This is a genomic window from Stenotrophomonas sp. 78350_Sma (genome assembly GCF_056482105.1).
Genome location: NZ_CM151182.1, coordinates 1140951 through 1154712, shown reverse-complemented (window position 1 = coordinate 1154712; position 13762 = coordinate 1140951). Strand labels below are relative to the sequence as shown.

The following is a 13762-nucleotide window of genomic DNA, read 5'->3' as shown; positions in this document are numbered from 1 at the left end:
CAGACGACCCGCCCTTCCCAGATCGACTCTCCATGTCCTCGCCTGCCCTCTCGACAACCGCCTCACCCGCCCGCTACCGCTTTTCGGGCCCGAAGAAGCTGGCCTTCGCCGCCGTGCTGGCGGTCTTCGCGATCAGCTGGATCCACCCGCTGTGGCCTACCGAACAGGCCCTGCACAGTACCCTGACCGTGATCGGGCTGGCCGCGCTGCTATGGGTCGACCGCCGCGGCGGCTGGCTGGGCAATGGCGCTTTCATCGCCATCTGCGGTTTCATCGCCCTGCACTGCGTGGCGGCGCGCTGGCTGTATTCGAACGTGCCCTACGACGCCTGGGCGCAGGCGCTGACCGGCTGGTCGCCCAACGCGGCATTCGGCTGGCAGCGCAATCACTTCGACCGCCTCATCCACTTCCTGTTCGGCGTCTGCTTCACCCCCGCGCTGCTGCAGCTGGCGCGCCATGCGTGGCCAGCGCTGCGCCTGGGCCAGGCCTTCGCCCTGGCGGTAATGACGGTGATGTGCGCCAGCCTGGTCTACGAATGGTTCGAATGGGCCATCGCGCTGGCGCTGTCGCCGGATGCCGCCGAGGCCTACAACGGCCAGCAGGGTGACATGTGGGATGCGCATGCCGACATGCTGATGGCGACCATCGGCAGCCTGCTGACCTGGCCATTGATCCGCCGGAGTTCCCTGCAATGACCGCCCCAACCCGCATCGCCGTGCTCGCTTCGGGCCGCGGCAGCAACCTGCAGGCCATCCTCGACGCGATCGGCAATGGCCGCCTGCCGGCCGAGGTGATCGGCGTGTTCTCCGACCGCCCCGCTGCAGAAGCACTGCAACGCGTCGATTCCAGCCTGCGCTGGGCACACACGCCGAAGTCCTTCAGCGACCGCGCCGCCTACGAGCAGGCTCTGGGCGATGCGCTGGCAGCAGTACAGCCGGACTGGATCGTCTGTGCAGGCTACATGCGCATCCTTGGTCCGGCCTTCGTGCAGCGCTTCGCTGGCCGCCTGGTCAACATCCACCCGTCGCTGCTGCCGCTGCACAAGGGCCTGGACACCCACGCGCGGGCGCTGCAGGCCGGCGATGCCGAGCACGGTGCCAGCGTGCACCTGGTGGTGCCGGAGCTGGATGCCGGAGCCGTGCTGGCGCAGGTGCGGGTTCCCGTGCTGCCCGGCGACGACGCGCACAGCCTGGCCGAGCGGGTGCTGGCGGTGGAGCACCCGCTGCTGATCGCCACGCTGCAGCTGCTGTGCGAGGGCCGCCTGGCTGAACGGGAGGGTCAGCCCTGGCTGGACGGTCACCCCCTGTTTAGCCCCTTGGCCCTAGATTCCGCCGGAAACCTGAACCGGTAACGCCCTTGCACACGCCCCGCTGACTGCGGGGCTGGCATCCTGCCCCCTCCTGCGGTCCCTGTCCTCCATGAAGACCACGACGCTGCTGTCCACTTCACTGCTGTTGTCGCTTGCCGTGCTTCCCGGCGTGGGCTGGGGCCAGGCGCAGCCGCCCGCGGCTTCACCGGCACCGCCACCTGCACCCGCTGCGCTGCCACCGAACGAGCCCAGTGTGCCGCTGCTGCCGGCATTGGCTTGGGAACCGCCGCCGCTGCAGCCGTTCACCGCCACCTATCAGGCCTTCTACAAGGGCAAGGAAGCGGGTGATGCCAGCATGCAGGTCACCCACACCGGCGGCACCCAGTGGCGGGTGGACATGCAGGTGGTCGGCCGCCGCGGCTTTGCCAGCGTGCTCGGCCTGAACATCGAGCAGAGCACGGTGTTCGAAGAGCGCAGTGGCGTCTACGCACCGCTCAGCCAGAGCACGGTGCGCAAGGGCCTGTTCCTGGGCAAGAAGGCCGTGGGCACCTACAACTGGCAGGCCGGTACCGCGCAGTGGACCGGCGACGTCAAGAAGGAACGTGCGCAGCCGATCCCGCTGCAGCCGGGCGACCAGAGCGCACTGCTGATCAACCTGGCGATCATGCGCGACGCGCGCCCCGGCGCCGCCATGCATTACCGCTACGTGGACATGGGCAAGGTCCGCCAGCACGACTACCAGGCCGCGCCGCAGACCGAGAACGTCGAGGTCGGCGACCTGTCCTACAACGCGCTGCGGGTCTACCGGACCAATGGCGGCAACAACGAAACCATCCTCTGGATCGCCAACGGTGTCCCCACCCCGGTGCGCATCCTGCAACGCGAAGACGGCGAAGACCGCGTCGACCTGCGCCTGATCGAATACCAAGGAGTCTGAGCATGAGCACCCTGACCCGCCCCCTCACCTGGATCGCCGCTGCCGCGCTGACCGTGGCCAGCCTGCCGGCAATGGCGCTGGAGCCGTTCAAGGCCGACTACCTGGCCAGCTACATGGGCATGCAGGCCAACGGCACCATGACCCTGTCCAGCGAAGGCGCCAACAAGTGGCGCTACAGCCTGCAGGTGAAGAACCAGCTGGCCGACCTCAGCCAGAGCACCGTGTTCGAGGAAGTGCGCGGCCAGCTGCGCCCGCTCAGCAGCCAGGACCGTTCGGCCCTGCTGGTGAAGAAGCGCAACGTGCAGGCCACCTACAACTGGAACAGCAACCAGGCCACCTGGAGCGGCGACATCAAGCCCGACCGCGCCGGACCGATCGCACTGAAGGCCGGTGACATGGATGCGCTGCTGATCAACCTGGCAATTGCCCGTGACCTGGCGGCCGGCAAGCCGCTGACCTACCGCATGGTGGACGAGGGCCGGATCAAGAACATGACCTACCGCGTGGTCGGCAAGGAATCGATCACCGTGGCCGGCAAGAGTTACGAGGCCACCAAGGTATCGCGTGCCGATGGCAACAAGGAGCTGATCGCCTGGATCGTACCGGACTTCCCGGTGCCGGCGCGGATGCTGCAGCGTGAGAGCGGCCGCGATGCGCTGGACCTGACCATCAAGGCGATGAACTGACCGGTAGACCGGTAGTGCCGGCCGCTGGCCGGCATTTTCACGATGCTCCACGAGATTCATGGGGTTGCCGGCCAGCGGCCGGCACTACCGAAAAAAACGCCCGCTTTCGCGGGCGTTTTTTTATTTCTTCGCTTCTTCGGCGGGCTTGAACTCGGTGCGGCAGTCCACGCGGATCTGCTCGCCGGTGCTGCGCCAGACAAACGTGCGGCAATGGCGGTTGCCGTCCTGGCTGTCGTTCACCGCAACCGCATAGAACGACTCGATGATCTCGTCACGCGTGACCGTTCCGTCGCCGTTCCAGTCCATGTCCTTCTGCTCGATGCCCTGGGTGATGGCGATGTTGGCGTACCAGGCATAGCCCAGCCACGCCAGCACGATCAGCACCAGGGCCAGCAGCGCCTTGCGGCGCGGGCTGAACTTGCCGCGCAGGATCATGGCACGCGCCGGATGGTGGCGCCGAGCGAAGACAGCTTCTCTTCGATGTTCTCGTAGCCACGATCAAGGTGGTAGATGCGGTCGATGGTGGTATCGCCGCTGGCCATCAGGCCGGCCAGGATCAGCGAGGCCGACGCACGCAGGTCGGTCGCCATCACCGGTGCGCCACTCAGGTGCTCGCTGCCACGCACGATGGCGGTGTGGCCTTCGACCTGGATGTCCGCCCCCAGGCGCAGCAGTTCGTTGACGTGCATGAAACGGTTCTCGAAGATCGTTTCGTTGATCACGCCCACGCCGTCAGCCACGCAGTTGAGTGCCATGAACTGCGCCTGCATGTCGGTCGGGAATGCCGGGTACGGCGCGGTGGTCAGGTTGACCGCCTTCGGCCGCTTGCCCTGCATGTCCAGGGTGATGCTGTCGTCGGTGGTCTCGATCTTCGCACCGGCCTCGACCAGCTTGGACAGCACCGCGTCCATGGTGTTCGGGCGCGCACGGTTGACGGTGACCTTGCCACCGGTCATCGCCGCGGCCACCAGGAAGGTGCCGGTCTCGATGCGGTCGGGCAGCACTTCATGGCGGCCACCGGACAGGCGCTCGACGCCTTCGATGACCAGCCGGGCAGTGCCCAGGCCTTCGATCTTCGCGCCCAGCGCGATCAGGCAATGCGCCAGATCGGTCACTTCCGGTTCCATCGCGCAGTTGTCGAGGATGGTGGTGCCTTCAGCCAGCACCGCGCCCATCAGCACGTTCTCGGTGCCGGTGACACTGACCATGTCGAAGGTGAAATGGCCACCCTTCAGGCGCTTGGCGGTGGCCTTGATGAAGCCGTTCTCGACCACGATCTCGGCACCCAGCGCCTGCAGGCCCTTGATGTGCTGGTCGACCGGACGCGAGCCGATCGCGCAGCCGCCCGGCAGCGACACTTCGGCCGCGCCGAAACGGGCCAGCAGCGGGCCCAGCACCAGGATCGAGGCGCGCATGGTCTTGACCAGCTCGTACGGTGCCACGTGCTGGTTCACCGAGCGCGGGTCGACCACGATCGCGCTGCCGCGCGACAACGTGCCCTGGTCGATGGTGACCTTGGCGCCCAGCTCGCCCAGCAGCTTCACCGTGGTGACCACGTCGTGCAGGTGCGGCACGTTGGTGATCTCCACCGGTTCATCGGCCAGCAGGGTCGCGCAGAGAATGGGGAGGACGGCGTTCTTGGCGCCGGAGATGCTCACTTCACCGTGCAGCGCAGCGCCGCCGGTCACAACGATCTTGGCCATGTATTCGGGATCTTCTGCGGTTCAGCCGGCTTCGGCCGGGGTCACGGTTTTCAGCGCCAGCGCGTGGATCGCGCCGCCCATCAGGTCGCCCAGAGTGGCATACACCATGCGGTGGCGGGCCAGCGGCATCTTGCCGGCAAAGGCCTCGCAGACCACGGTCGCTTCGAAATGCACGCCATCGTCGCCCTGCACGTCGGCGCGGGCGCCGGGCAGGCCGGTTTCGATCAGATTGCGGATGGTGTCGGCGTCCAACGGGCTTTCCTAATAAAATGTGCGTCCATTCTACTTCCGCTGCGTGGCGTCCGCATGGCCGAATCCCTGTTGCCCCCCCGTTCCGTCGACCCTGCCGGCCTGGTTGCCAGCGGCCGCCGCGTGTTCGAGATCGAGCGGCAGGCGCTGGATGCCGTGGCCGACCGCCTCGGCGAAGCCTTCCAGCAGGCCTGCCAGGCGATCCTGGCCAGCCGTGGCCGGGTGGTCGCCACCGGCATGGGCAAGTCCGGGCATATCGCCCGCAAGATCGCTGCCACCCTGGCCTCTACCGGCACGCCGGCGTTCTACGTGCACCCCGGCGAAGCCGGCCACGGCGACCTGGGCATGATCACCGAGGACGACGTGGTGCTGGCCCTGTCCTATTCGGGCGAATCGGACGAGGTGCTGATGCTGCTACCGGTGCTCAAGCGCCAGGGCAACGTACTGATTTCCATGACCGGCCGCCCGCAGTCCAGCCTGGCCACCGCCGCCGACATCCACCTGGACGTGAGCGTGCCGGCCGAGGCCTGCCCGCTGGCGCTGGCGCCCACCTCCAGCACCACCGCCTCGCTGGCCATGGGCGATGCACTGGCCGTGGCCCTGCTCGACGCACGTGGCTTCACCGCTGATGACTTCGCCCGTTCACACCCGGCCGGCAGCCTTGGCCGCCGCCTGCTGCTGCACATCACCGACGTCATGCACACCGGCGACGACCTGCCCAGCGTGGGCACCGACGCCAGCCTCAGCGAAGCACTGATGGAGATGAGCCGCAAGCGGCTGGGCATGACCGCCGTGGTCGACGCCGACGGCGTGCTGATCGGGCTGTTCACCGACGGCGACCTGCGCCGTGCGCTGGACAGCGCGTTGGACGTGCGCACGGCGAAGATCGCCGACGTGATGACCCGCAACCCGCGCACCATCGGCGCCGACCAGCTGGCGGTCGAGGCCGCCCGGCTGATGGAGACCCACAAGATCACCGGCCTGATCGTGGTCGATGGCCAGGGCCGTGCGGTCGGTGCCCTGAACATTCATGACCTGTTGCGGGCCCGGGTGGTTTAACCGACAGTCCATAGACCCCATTCAGTCTGTAACGCCGTACCCGCCCACAACGAGCCTGCCGCCCTGATGCCCTGGTCCCCCCTGCCCGCCTTCCCCGCCCACCTGCATGCCGCCGCGGCCCAGATCCGCCTGGCGTGCTTCGACGTGGACGGCACCCTCACCGATGGTCGGCTGTACTACGACAAGGACGGCAACGAGAGCAAGGCGTACTTCGTGCAGGACGGCCTGGGCCTGAAACTGCTGCAGCAGCACGGCATCCACCCCGTGCTGATCACCGCGCGCAACAGCCAGTCCGCGCTCAAGCGCGGCGCCGACCTCGGCATCGACACCCAGATCGCCGTGGGCGACAAGCTGGCCAGCGTGCAGGCGCTGTGTGCGCAGCACGGCATCGGCCTGGAACAGGTGGCGTTCATGGGCGATGACCTGCCCGACCTGGCGCCGCTGGGTGCGGTCGGCCTGGCGGTGGCCCCGGCCAATGCCCATCCGTGGATCGCCGAACGCGTGCACTGGCAGACCCGCGCCGAGGGCGGCCGTGGCGCCGCGCGCGAGCTGTGCGACATCCTGCTGGCCGCTCAGGGCCGCGTGGATGCGGTGCTGGCGAGGTTCGGCGCATGAACGTGCCCACCTTGAACTGGCGCACCCTGCTCGGCATCGGCCTGCTGCTGGCCGCCCTGCTGAGCAGCTGGGCGGCGCTGCGCAACCGCGACAAGGGGCCAGCCACCGGTGGCCAGGAAATCGGCGTGGATTACATCCTGCATGACTTCCAGATCGTCGCCCTGGATGAGCACGGCAAGGAATCGACCACCTTGCGCGCACCGTTGCTGGAGCGCCAGCGCGGCGACCAGACCATCAACATCGCCACCCCGCTGTTCGAGATGCCGGACAAGGATGGCAAGCACTGGACCCTGCGTGCAGAGACCGGCTGGCTCAGCGCCAAGGGCGACGAGATGAAGCTGCGCGGCAATGTCGCCGGCGACAGCCCGGCGGGCCCGGGCGTGGTGCCGACCACCTTCCGCACCGACCATCTGGACGTGTTCCCGAAGGACAACCGCGCCCGCACCGACGCCCTGGTAACCATGACCCGCCCGGGCATGGAACAGTCCGGCGTCGGCTTCGAAGTGGATTCGAAGAACAACACGTATCATTTCCTCAGCCAGTCCAAGGGCCGCTACACGCCCAAACGCTGATTCCGCCGCCAGCCTGCGACGTCTCCGGACAGGCGCAGGGCCGGCAGCCCCACCCGCCCGCCCCCGGTCCACCCGGGAGGCCCCCACCGGTAGAACGGACCCCGATGAAGATTCCCTTTGCCGCCGTACTCGCGCTTGGTCTTCTTGTCCCCAGCGCCGCCTTCGCCAAGTCCACCGACCGCAACGAAGACATGCACATCGATTCCGGCGCCCAGTCGGGCACGCTCACCGGCGACGGCAAGACCGTGCTGTCGCAGGGCGTGGTCATCACCCAGGGCACGCTGGACCTGCGCTCGTCCGAGGCCGAGATCTACCTCAAGGACGGCGAAGCCGTGCGCGCGGTGTTCACCGGCAAGCAGGCGAAGATGAAACAGCAGCTTGATGACGGTACCTGGATGGACGCGCTGGCTGATCGCATCGACTACGACATCAAGACCGAGATCATCACCCTGACCGGCAACTACAAGGTCACCAGCGCGCGCGGCACCAATGCCGGCCAGCGCATGGTCTACAACACCCGCACCGGCGAGATGAACTCCGGTGGTGACGGCAGCCGCGTGCGCACCGTCATCCCGCCGAAGAACAAGACCCCGGCCGCACCGGCGGCACAGCCCAAGGCCGCCACGCCGGCACAGCCGGCCGGGAGCAAGAAGTAATGCTCGTCGCCAAGGGCCTGCGCAAGAAGTACAAGCAGCGCGAAGTGGTCAAGGACTTCGGGCTGACCCTCGACGCCGGTGAAGTGGTCGGCCTGCTCGGCCCCAACGGCGCCGGCAAGACCACCTGTTTCTACATGATCGTCGGCCTGGTCGCCGCCGATGCCGGCAGCATCGTGCTCGACGGCAAGGACATCACCGGCGACCCGATGTACACCCGCGCCAAGCAGGGTGTGGGCTACCTGCCGCAGGAACCCTCGGTGTTCCGCAAGCTGACCGTGGCCGACAACATCCGCCTGGTGCTGGAACTGCGCGAGGACCTGGACTCGGCCGGCCGCGAGCGCGAATTGAACGGCCTGCTGGACGAGCTGCAGCTGGGCCATGTTGCCGACCAGCTCGGCGCCAGCCTGTCCGGTGGCGAACGCCGCCGCTGCGAGATCGCCCGCGCACTGGCCGCGCAGCCGCGCCTGATCCTGCTAGACGAACCCTTCGCCGGTGTCGACCCGATTTCGGTGGGCGAGATCCAGCGCATCGTCACCCATCTCAAGCAACGTGGCATCGGCGTGTTGATCACCGACCACAATGTGCGCGAGACCTTGGGTATCTGCGACCGCGCGTATATCCTCGCCGAGGGCAGCGTGCTGGCCCAGGGTTCGCCGGAGGCGATCCTGGACAACGCCGACGTGCGCCGGGTCTACCTTGGGGATTCCTTCAAGCTGTGACTGCGGTCGCCGGGTCCCTTTCCTTCCTTTCGGCACAGGCATGAAGACTCGGCTGCAGACATCGTTGGGACAGCAACTGGTGCTCACGCCCCAGTTGCAGCAGGCGATCAAGCTGCTGCAGATGTCGACCACCGAACTGGAGCTGGAGATCGCCCAGGCAGTGGAGAGCAACCCGCTACTGGACTGGGCCGACAGCAACGACAGCAGCGCCGCCAATGAAGGCAGCGATGTCAACGACAACGAAGCGCCTGCAGAACGCAGCGATGAAGGCGACGACTGGGCGCCGGCCGAACTGGACTGGACGGCGACCGGCAGCGGTGGCAGCTTCGATGATGACGACGATACCGGCAGCGCTGCCGAGCGCGTGGCCGAAACCGAAACGCTCGCCGACCATCTGCTGTGGCAGCTGCACCTGTCGCATCTTTCTGCCAGCGATCGCAGCATCGGCGCGGCACTGATCGATGCACTGGACGACGACGGTTACCTGCGCGAGCCGCTGGCCACCATCGCCGAAACCCTGTTGCCGGCGATCCACGCCGACGAGGACGAGATCCTTGCCGTGCTGCATCGCATCCAGCGTTTCGATCCGGTGGGTGTGGCTGCACGCACGCTTGGCGAATGCCTGCAGCTGCAGCTGGACGTGCTGGCCGATGAAACGCCGGGCCTGCTGCTGGCGCGACAGATTGCCGCAGGACCACTGGAGCGGTTGCCGCGCAGCGGCGTTGCCGGGCTTGCACACGAGTTGAAGCAGCCGCTGGACGAGGTCGAGACTGCCGTGGCGCTGCTGCGCTCGCTGGACCCGCGCCCGGGCACGCAGATCGCGCCGCTGTCGCAGGACACCTACGTGGTGCCGGACGTAGTGGTGTGGCGGCAGAACGGCGTGTGGCGCGCGGCGCTGGCCGGGCACGCCGGACCAAAGGTGGTGATCCATCGTGGCTATGAACAGCTGATCCGCCGCTGCGGCGACGCCGACGCCGGCTACCTGCGCGCCCAGCTGCAGGAAGCACGCTGGCTGCTGAAGGGCCTGCAGCAGCGTGGCGAGACCCTGCTGCGCGTCGTGCGCAGCCTGATCCTGCAGCAGGCCGGCTTCCTCGAATTCGGCGAGCAGGCGCTGCGTCCACTGACCCTGCGCGAGATCGCCGCCGAGCTCGGCCTGCACGAATCCACGGTCTCGCGCGCGATTGCCCGCAAGCACGTTCGTACCCCGCGCGGCACCCTGCCGCTGCGCGCCTTCTTCGCCTCGGGCATTGATACCGAGGGCGGTGGCGAAGCATCCAGCACCGCCATCCAGGCGATGATCCGCCGCCTGATCGACGACGAGAACCCGCGCAAGCCGCTTTCTGACGCCAAGCTGGCTGACCTGCTCAAATCGTCGGGAATTCCAGTAGCGCGACGCACCGTGGCGAAGTATCGTGAAGCCATGAACATTTCCGCCTCGCACGAAAGGGTCAGAATCGCTTGACGCGCCGCCGCGCCCGGCGGAGAGGTTCATTGGCACATCCGAACACAGGAGAAACCCGATGCGCATCGAAACGTTTGGCAAAGATGTCGAAGTCACCCCGGCCCTGCAGTCCTATGTGGAGGAGAAGCTGGCCCGGATCGGCAAACACTTCGACCAGCACTGCGAAGCGCGGGTGACCCTCAAGCTGCAGAAGACCGAGCACCACGTCGACGCCAGCCTCAACATCCCTGGGCAGACCCTGCACGCCGAGGCCGGCGGCCAGACCATGTACGCCGCGATCGACCTGCTTGCGGACAAGCTTGACCGCCTGGTGATCAAGCACAAGGAGAAAAAACAGCAGCACGCACCGCTGCCGGTGGGCGACAATGGTGGCTGATCGCCACCGTTCCCCGCAGACATGCCCCTGACTGACCTCCTGGCGGCCGTGCAGACCCAGCTCTGCACGGCCACCGACCGTGACAGCGTCCTGCAGGCCGCCGCCGGGTTGCTGGCCTGCCGCCAGGCCAACGCCGAACAGATCTATCTGAACCTGTGCCAGCGCGAAGCGCTGGGCAGCACCGCGATCGGCCACGGTATCGCCATTCCCCACGGCCGCGCGCCGACCCTGGACCGCCCCCGTGGCGCCCTGCTGCGCCTGGCCACCCCGGTCGACTTCGGTGGCGACGAGCCGGTGGACCTGGTATTCGCGATGGCCGTTCCTGCCCACTACACCCACCAGCACCTGATGCTGCTGTCCGAGCTGGCCGAATTGTTCTCGGCAGCGGATGTCCGCCAGGCCCTGCGCCAGGCAGGCGATGCCCGGGCCCTGCGCGAGGCGCTGGACATGACCCCACCTGCGAGTGCCGCATGAATACCAGCATCACCGCCCGTGAACTGTTCGAACAGCAGCGCGAGCGGCTGGGGCTGCGCTGGGCCGCGGGCCAGTCGGGTGAAAAGCGCGAGCTCGAGGCCGGCAATACGGTCTCGCGGCGCCCCTCGCTGGCCGGCTACCTCAATGCGATCTACCCCAACAAGGTGCAGATCCTGGGCACCGAGGAACTGTCCTGGCTGGACGCACTTGAACCGCGCCAGCGCTGGGAAACGATCGAAAAAATCATGCAGTCGCACCCGCTGGCACTGGTGCTGACCCGCAACCAGGCGTGCCCGGAAGACCTGCGCGCCGCCGCCGATGAATCCGGCACCCCGTTGTGGCTGTCGCCCAAGCGCGGCCACGAGCTGCTCAACCACCTCTCCTACCACCTGGCGCGGACGCTGGCGCCGCGGGTGATCCTGCATGGCGTGTTCATGGAGATCTACTCCATCGGCGTGCTGATCACCGGCGAAGCGGGATCCGGCAAGAGCGAACTGGCGCTGGAACTGCTCAGCCGTGGCCATCGCCTGGTGGCCGACGATGCCCCCGAATTCACCCAGATCGCACCCGATGTACTCGACGGCACCTGCCCGGAGCTGCTGCAGGACCTGCTGGAAGTGCGCGGCCTGGGCGTGTTGAACGTGCGCGAGATGTTCGGCGACACGGCTGTAAAGAAGAACAAGTACCTTCGGCTGATCGTTCACCTGACCAAGCCGATGACCGAACCCACCCCGCATGGCTACGAGCGCCTCACCGGCGATTCGGGTACCCGCCATGTGCTGGATCTGGACGTGCCGCTGATCACCCTGCCGGTAATGCCCGGCCGCAACCTGGCCGTGCTGACCGAGGCGGCCACCCGCCTGCATATCCTGCGGACCAAGGGCATCGACCCGGCGGCGATGTTCATCGCCCGCCACAGCAACCTGCTGGAACGGCGAACGCCCTGACCCCCTGCCCTACGAAGAGCCTGTCCATGAGCACCGTCACCCCCTCCGCCCCGACCCTGATCATCGTCAGCGGCCTGTCCGGCTCGGGTAAATCCGTCGCCCTGAAGACCTTCGAGGACCAGGACTACTACTGCTCGGACAACCTGCCGATCAACCTGCTGCCGGACTTCGTGCGCAGCCTGCTGGCCAATCGCGGCGGCAGTGCACCGCGCCGGCTGGCCGTAGGCATCGACGTGCGTGGGCAGGCCGACCTGAGCCAGCTGGGCGACTGGCGGCAGCTGGCCGCCGACGCCGGCGTGGACGTGAAGGTGCTGTTCTTCGAAGCCAGCGACGAGACGCTGCTCAAGCGCTACGCCGACACCCGCCGCCGCCATCCGTTGAGCCAGCTGGGGCTGTCCCTGCCCGAAGCCATCGCCCGCGAACGCGAGTTGACCGCACCGCTGCGCCGCGAGGCCGATGCGGTGATCGATACCAGCAACCTCAACGTGCACCAGCTGCGGCGCCGGATCATCACCGAGTTCACGATGGACCATGCCACCGGCCTGTCGCTGCTGTTCGAATCGTTCGCCTACAAGCGCGGCGTGCCGGCCGAAGCGGACTTCGTGTTCGATGCGCGGGCGCTGCCCAATCCACACTGGGACCCGGAACTGCGTGCGCTGAGCGGTCGCGAACCCGGCGTGCGCGACTACCTGGAAGCGCAGCCGGATGTGCAGCGCTATCTGGCCCAGTTGACGGACTTTCTCGATACCTGGCTGCCGAAGCTGGGGGATGGCACCCGCAGCTATGTGACCGTGGCGTTCGGCTGCACCGGCGGCAAGCACCGCTCGGTGTTCCTGGCCGAGCGCATGGCACGCCACGCCCGCGAGATGGGCTGGGAAGACGTGGCAACGTACCACCGCGAACAGGATTGAGGGTGGTCGGCCGGGCTGCGCCCGGCACCCGCCGGTAGTGCCGGCCGCTGGCCGGCAACAGCAACAGCAACAGCAACAACAAAAGCGGCATTCCGTGGGATGGCGGGGCGGGTCCAGTTGCGGGGGACGCCGTAAACCCATCCCTGGGGGCTTGGCCGCGGCATCCATGCCGCGGACACCCCCGCAACCGGACCCACCCCGCCTTGGACAGATCGCGGCACGTCGTTTCACTGTTGGTAGGTGTCGACCTTGGTCGACACGGCAGATCCATGCCATGCGTGGATGAATCGCTGTCAGGCATCGAAAAACGGATGGGGTCGGATCTCTTTTCCAACGAAAAAGGGCTCCCACGCGAGCAACGCTGAATACGGGACACAGTGCCCCTCTCCTGCTGCTATCGCCGATTCACCTTGACCTGTTAACGTGCAGTAATGACCTGTGGCATTCTCCTCGTAACACATCCTGGGGTCGGGACCGCCCTGCTTGACGTGGCGACCCGGCTCCTGCGGCAATTGCCGCTGAAAACCGAAGCTTTCGAAGTACCGTTCGACGCAGACCTGGACGCCCTGCTCCCGCTCGCCTCGGCCGCTCTGCGGCGGGTCGACAGTGGTGAAGGCGTATTGATCCTGACCGACCTGTACGGCGCCAGCCCCGCCAACCTTGCCGGGCAGCTGGCCCGGCTGGGGACCCCGGTTCGCCGGGTGTCGGCGCTGAGCCTGCCGATGTTGCTGCGGGTGATGAATTATCCGGAACAGGGACTGGATCAACTGCCCGCCACAGCCGCGGCGGGCACCCGTAATGGAGCGATAGTCGACGATGCTTGAACGAGAACTCACCGTGAGCAACCGCCTGGGCCTGCACGCCCGGGCCACCGCCAAGCTGGTGCAGACCCTGGCGCCGTTCCGCTGCAACGTGACCATGGCCGCCAAGGGCCGTGAGATCAACGCCAAGAGCATCATGGGCGTGATGCTGCTGGCCGCCGGCCAGGGCACCCCGGTCACGGTGCGCATCAACGGCGAGGACGAAGCCGCCGCGATGGAGGCGGTGGTCGGCCTGTTCGAACGCCGTTTCGACGAGGACAGCTGAG

19 protein-coding genes are annotated in these 13762 nt (G+C 67.2%); 16 read left to right on the top strand and 3 right to left on the bottom strand.

Going from position 1 to position 13762, the window contains the following annotated elements; genetic code table 11:
• Positions 1 to 32 precede the first annotated feature (32 nt).
• The 4 genes from ACZK4H_RS05325 (at position 33) to ACZK4H_RS05310 (ending at position 2932) form a co-directional block, all read left to right on the top strand.
• A complete protein-coding gene (locus ACZK4H_RS05325; RefSeq protein ID WP_099553095.1) occupies positions 33 to 695 on the top strand; it encodes a DUF2238 domain-containing protein in 663 nt (220 codons plus the stop codon).
• Positions 692 to 1351 carry a phosphoribosylglycinamide formyltransferase gene (gene purN, locus ACZK4H_RS05320; RefSeq protein ID WP_099553096.1) on the top strand — a complete coding sequence of 220 codons (660 nt, stop codon included), beginning with the start codon at positions 692 to 694 and terminating at the stop codon, positions 1349 to 1351. The genes ACZK4H_RS05325 and purN overlap by 4 nt, the downstream gene beginning before the upstream one ends.
• Positions 1352 to 1418: 67 nt before the next feature.
• A complete protein-coding gene (locus ACZK4H_RS05315) occupies positions 1419 to 2246 on the top strand; it encodes a DUF3108 domain-containing protein (RefSeq protein ID WP_099553097.1) in 828 nt (275 codons plus the stop codon).
• Between the two features lie 2 nt (positions 2247 to 2248).
• The gene (locus ACZK4H_RS05310; RefSeq protein WP_099553098.1) at positions 2249 to 2932 is read left to right on the top strand and encodes a DUF3108 domain-containing protein; all 684 of its coding nucleotides are present in this window, start codon (positions 2249 to 2251) and stop codon (positions 2930 to 2932) included.
• Positions 2933 to 3052: 120 nt separating this feature from the next.
• On the opposite strand, the gene ACZK4H_RS05305 is transcribed toward ACZK4H_RS05310, so the two are convergent.
• From ACZK4H_RS05305 to ACZK4H_RS05295, 3 genes are read right to left on the bottom strand one after another with little or no spacing between them, the layout of a single operon-like run.
• Positions 3053 to 3367 (bottom strand): hypothetical protein, encoded by a 315-nt coding sequence (locus tag ACZK4H_RS05305; protein WP_099553099.1) that lies wholly within the window; start codon positions 3365 to 3367, stop codon positions 3053 to 3055.
• Positions 3364 to 4635 carry a UDP-N-acetylglucosamine 1-carboxyvinyltransferase gene (murA, locus tag ACZK4H_RS05300; RefSeq protein ID WP_099553100.1) on the bottom strand — a complete coding sequence of 424 codons (1272 nt, stop codon included), beginning with the start codon at positions 4633 to 4635 and terminating at the stop codon, positions 3364 to 3366. The genes ACZK4H_RS05305 and murA overlap by 4 nt, the downstream gene beginning before the upstream one ends.
• Positions 4636 to 4656: 21 nt before the next feature.
• Positions 4657 to 4887 carry a BolA family protein gene (locus ACZK4H_RS05295; protein ID WP_005408396.1) on the bottom strand — a complete coding sequence of 77 codons (231 nt, stop codon included), beginning with the start codon at positions 4885 to 4887 and terminating at the stop codon, positions 4657 to 4659.
• Positions 4888 to 4941: 54 nt separating this feature from the next.
• On the opposite strand from ACZK4H_RS05295, the gene ACZK4H_RS05290 reads away from it, so the two are divergent.
• From ACZK4H_RS05290 to ACZK4H_RS05235, 12 genes are all read left to right on the top strand, one after another.
• Complete coding sequence (locus ACZK4H_RS05290; RefSeq protein WP_099553101.1) at positions 4942 to 5943, top strand: KpsF/GutQ family sugar-phosphate isomerase; 1002 nt, start codon at positions 4942 to 4944, stop codon at positions 5941 to 5943.
• 66 nt (positions 5944 to 6009) lie between these two features.
• Entirely contained in the window at positions 6010 to 6558 is a 549-nt protein-coding gene (locus ACZK4H_RS05285; RefSeq protein WP_099603840.1) for a KdsC family phosphatase, read from the top strand.
• A complete protein-coding gene (gene lptC, locus ACZK4H_RS05280) occupies positions 6555 to 7130 on the top strand; it encodes an LPS export ABC transporter periplasmic protein LptC (protein WP_099555262.1) in 576 nt (191 codons plus the stop codon). Before ACZK4H_RS05285 ends, lptC begins: the two co-directional genes overlap by 4 nt.
• Positions 7131 to 7234: 104 nt before the next feature.
• Positions 7235 to 7786, top strand: a complete 552-nt coding sequence (gene lptA / locus ACZK4H_RS05275; RefSeq protein ID WP_099553984.1) for a lipopolysaccharide transport periplasmic protein LptA — start codon at positions 7235 to 7237, stop codon at positions 7784 to 7786.
• On the top strand, positions 7786 to 8505 hold the full coding sequence (lptB, locus tag ACZK4H_RS05270; protein ID WP_005408391.1) for an LPS export ABC transporter ATP-binding protein: 720 nt from the start codon (positions 7786 to 7788) through the stop codon (positions 8503 to 8505). Before lptA ends, lptB begins: the two co-directional genes overlap by 1 nt.
• Before the next feature lie 40 nt (positions 8506 to 8545).
• Positions 8546 to 9967 carry an RNA polymerase factor sigma-54 gene (locus tag ACZK4H_RS05265; protein ID WP_099553982.1) on the top strand — a complete coding sequence of 474 codons (1422 nt, stop codon included), beginning with the start codon at positions 8546 to 8548 and terminating at the stop codon, positions 9965 to 9967.
• Between the two features lie 58 nt (positions 9968 to 10025).
• On the top strand, positions 10026 to 10343 hold the full coding sequence (gene hpf / locus ACZK4H_RS05260; protein WP_005415556.1) for a ribosome hibernation-promoting factor, HPF/YfiA family: 318 nt from the start codon (positions 10026 to 10028) through the stop codon (positions 10341 to 10343).
• 21 nt (positions 10344 to 10364) lie between these two features.
• Positions 10365 to 10817, top strand: a complete 453-nt coding sequence (locus ACZK4H_RS05255) for a PTS sugar transporter subunit IIA (protein WP_099553980.1) — start codon at positions 10365 to 10367, stop codon at positions 10815 to 10817.
• On the top strand, positions 10814 to 11764 hold the full coding sequence (hprK, locus tag ACZK4H_RS05250; RefSeq protein ID WP_099553978.1) for an HPr(Ser) kinase/phosphatase: 951 nt from the start codon (positions 10814 to 10816) through the stop codon (positions 11762 to 11764). Before ACZK4H_RS05255 ends, hprK begins: the two co-directional genes overlap by 4 nt.
• A gap of 26 nt (positions 11765 to 11790) precedes the next feature.
• The gene (rapZ, locus tag ACZK4H_RS05245) at positions 11791 to 12675 is read left to right on the top strand and encodes an RNase adapter RapZ (RefSeq protein ID WP_164145902.1); all 885 of its coding nucleotides are present in this window, start codon (positions 11791 to 11793) and stop codon (positions 12673 to 12675) included.
• 431 nt (positions 12676 to 13106) lie between these two features.
• Positions 13107 to 13499: a PTS sugar transporter subunit IIA gene (locus ACZK4H_RS05240; RefSeq protein WP_014036239.1), complete on the top strand. Its 393-nt coding sequence runs from the start codon at positions 13107 to 13109 to the stop codon at positions 13497 to 13499.
• Entirely contained in the window at positions 13492 to 13761 is a 270-nt protein-coding gene (locus ACZK4H_RS05235) for an HPr family phosphocarrier protein (protein WP_005408385.1), read from the top strand. Before ACZK4H_RS05240 ends, ACZK4H_RS05235 begins: the two co-directional genes overlap by 8 nt.
• The last annotated feature ends 1 nt before the right edge of the window (position 13762 follow it).

Bases quoted from the DNA above. Each gene is read 5' to 3' on its own strand.
- ACZK4H_RS05325 (WP_099553095.1), top strand. From the start codon at position 33: ATGTCCTCGCCTGCCCTCTCGACAACCGCCTCACCCGCCCGCTACCGC.
- purN (WP_099553096.1), top strand. From the start codon at position 692: ATGACCGCCCCAACCCGCATCGCCGTGCTCGCTTCGGGCCGCGGCAGC.
- ACZK4H_RS05315 (WP_099553097.1), top strand. From the start codon at position 1,419: ATGAAGACCACGACGCTGCTGTCCACTTCACTGCTGTTGTCGCTTGCC.
- ACZK4H_RS05310 (WP_099553098.1), top strand. From the start codon at position 2,249: ATGAGCACCCTGACCCGCCCCCTCACCTGGATCGCCGCTGCCGCGCTG.
- ACZK4H_RS05305 (WP_099553099.1), bottom strand. From the start codon at position 3,367: ATGATCCTGCGCGGCAAGTTCAGCCCGCGCCGCAAGGCGCTGCTGGCC.
- murA (WP_099553100.1), bottom strand. From the start codon at position 4,635: ATGGCCAAGATCGTTGTGACCGGCGGCGCTGCGCTGCACGGTGAAGTG.
- ACZK4H_RS05290 (WP_099553101.1), top strand. From the start codon at position 4,942: ATGGCCGAATCCCTGTTGCCCCCCCGTTCCGTCGACCCTGCCGGCCTG.
- ACZK4H_RS05285 (WP_099603840.1), top strand. From the start codon at position 6,010: ATGCCCTGGTCCCCCCTGCCCGCCTTCCCCGCCCACCTGCATGCCGCC.
- lptC (WP_099555262.1), top strand. From the start codon at position 6,555: ATGAACGTGCCCACCTTGAACTGGCGCACCCTGCTCGGCATCGGCCTG.
- lptA (WP_099553984.1), top strand. From the start codon at position 7,235: ATGAAGATTCCCTTTGCCGCCGTACTCGCGCTTGGTCTTCTTGTCCCC.
- lptB (WP_005408391.1), top strand. From the start codon at position 7,786: ATGCTCGTCGCCAAGGGCCTGCGCAAGAAGTACAAGCAGCGCGAAGTG.
- ACZK4H_RS05265 (WP_099553982.1), top strand. From the start codon at position 8,546: ATGAAGACTCGGCTGCAGACATCGTTGGGACAGCAACTGGTGCTCACG.
- hpf (WP_005415556.1), top strand. From the start codon at position 10,026: ATGCGCATCGAAACGTTTGGCAAAGATGTCGAAGTCACCCCGGCCCTG.
- ACZK4H_RS05255 (WP_099553980.1), top strand. From the start codon at position 10,365: ATGCCCCTGACTGACCTCCTGGCGGCCGTGCAGACCCAGCTCTGCACG.
- hprK (WP_099553978.1), top strand. From the start codon at position 10,814: ATGAATACCAGCATCACCGCCCGTGAACTGTTCGAACAGCAGCGCGAG.
- rapZ (WP_164145902.1), top strand. From the start codon at position 11,791: ATGAGCACCGTCACCCCCTCCGCCCCGACCCTGATCATCGTCAGCGGC.
- ACZK4H_RS05240 (WP_014036239.1), top strand. From the start codon at position 13,107: ATGACCTGTGGCATTCTCCTCGTAACACATCCTGGGGTCGGGACCGCC.
- ACZK4H_RS05235 (WP_005408385.1), top strand. From the start codon at position 13,492: ATGCTTGAACGAGAACTCACCGTGAGCAACCGCCTGGGCCTGCACGCC.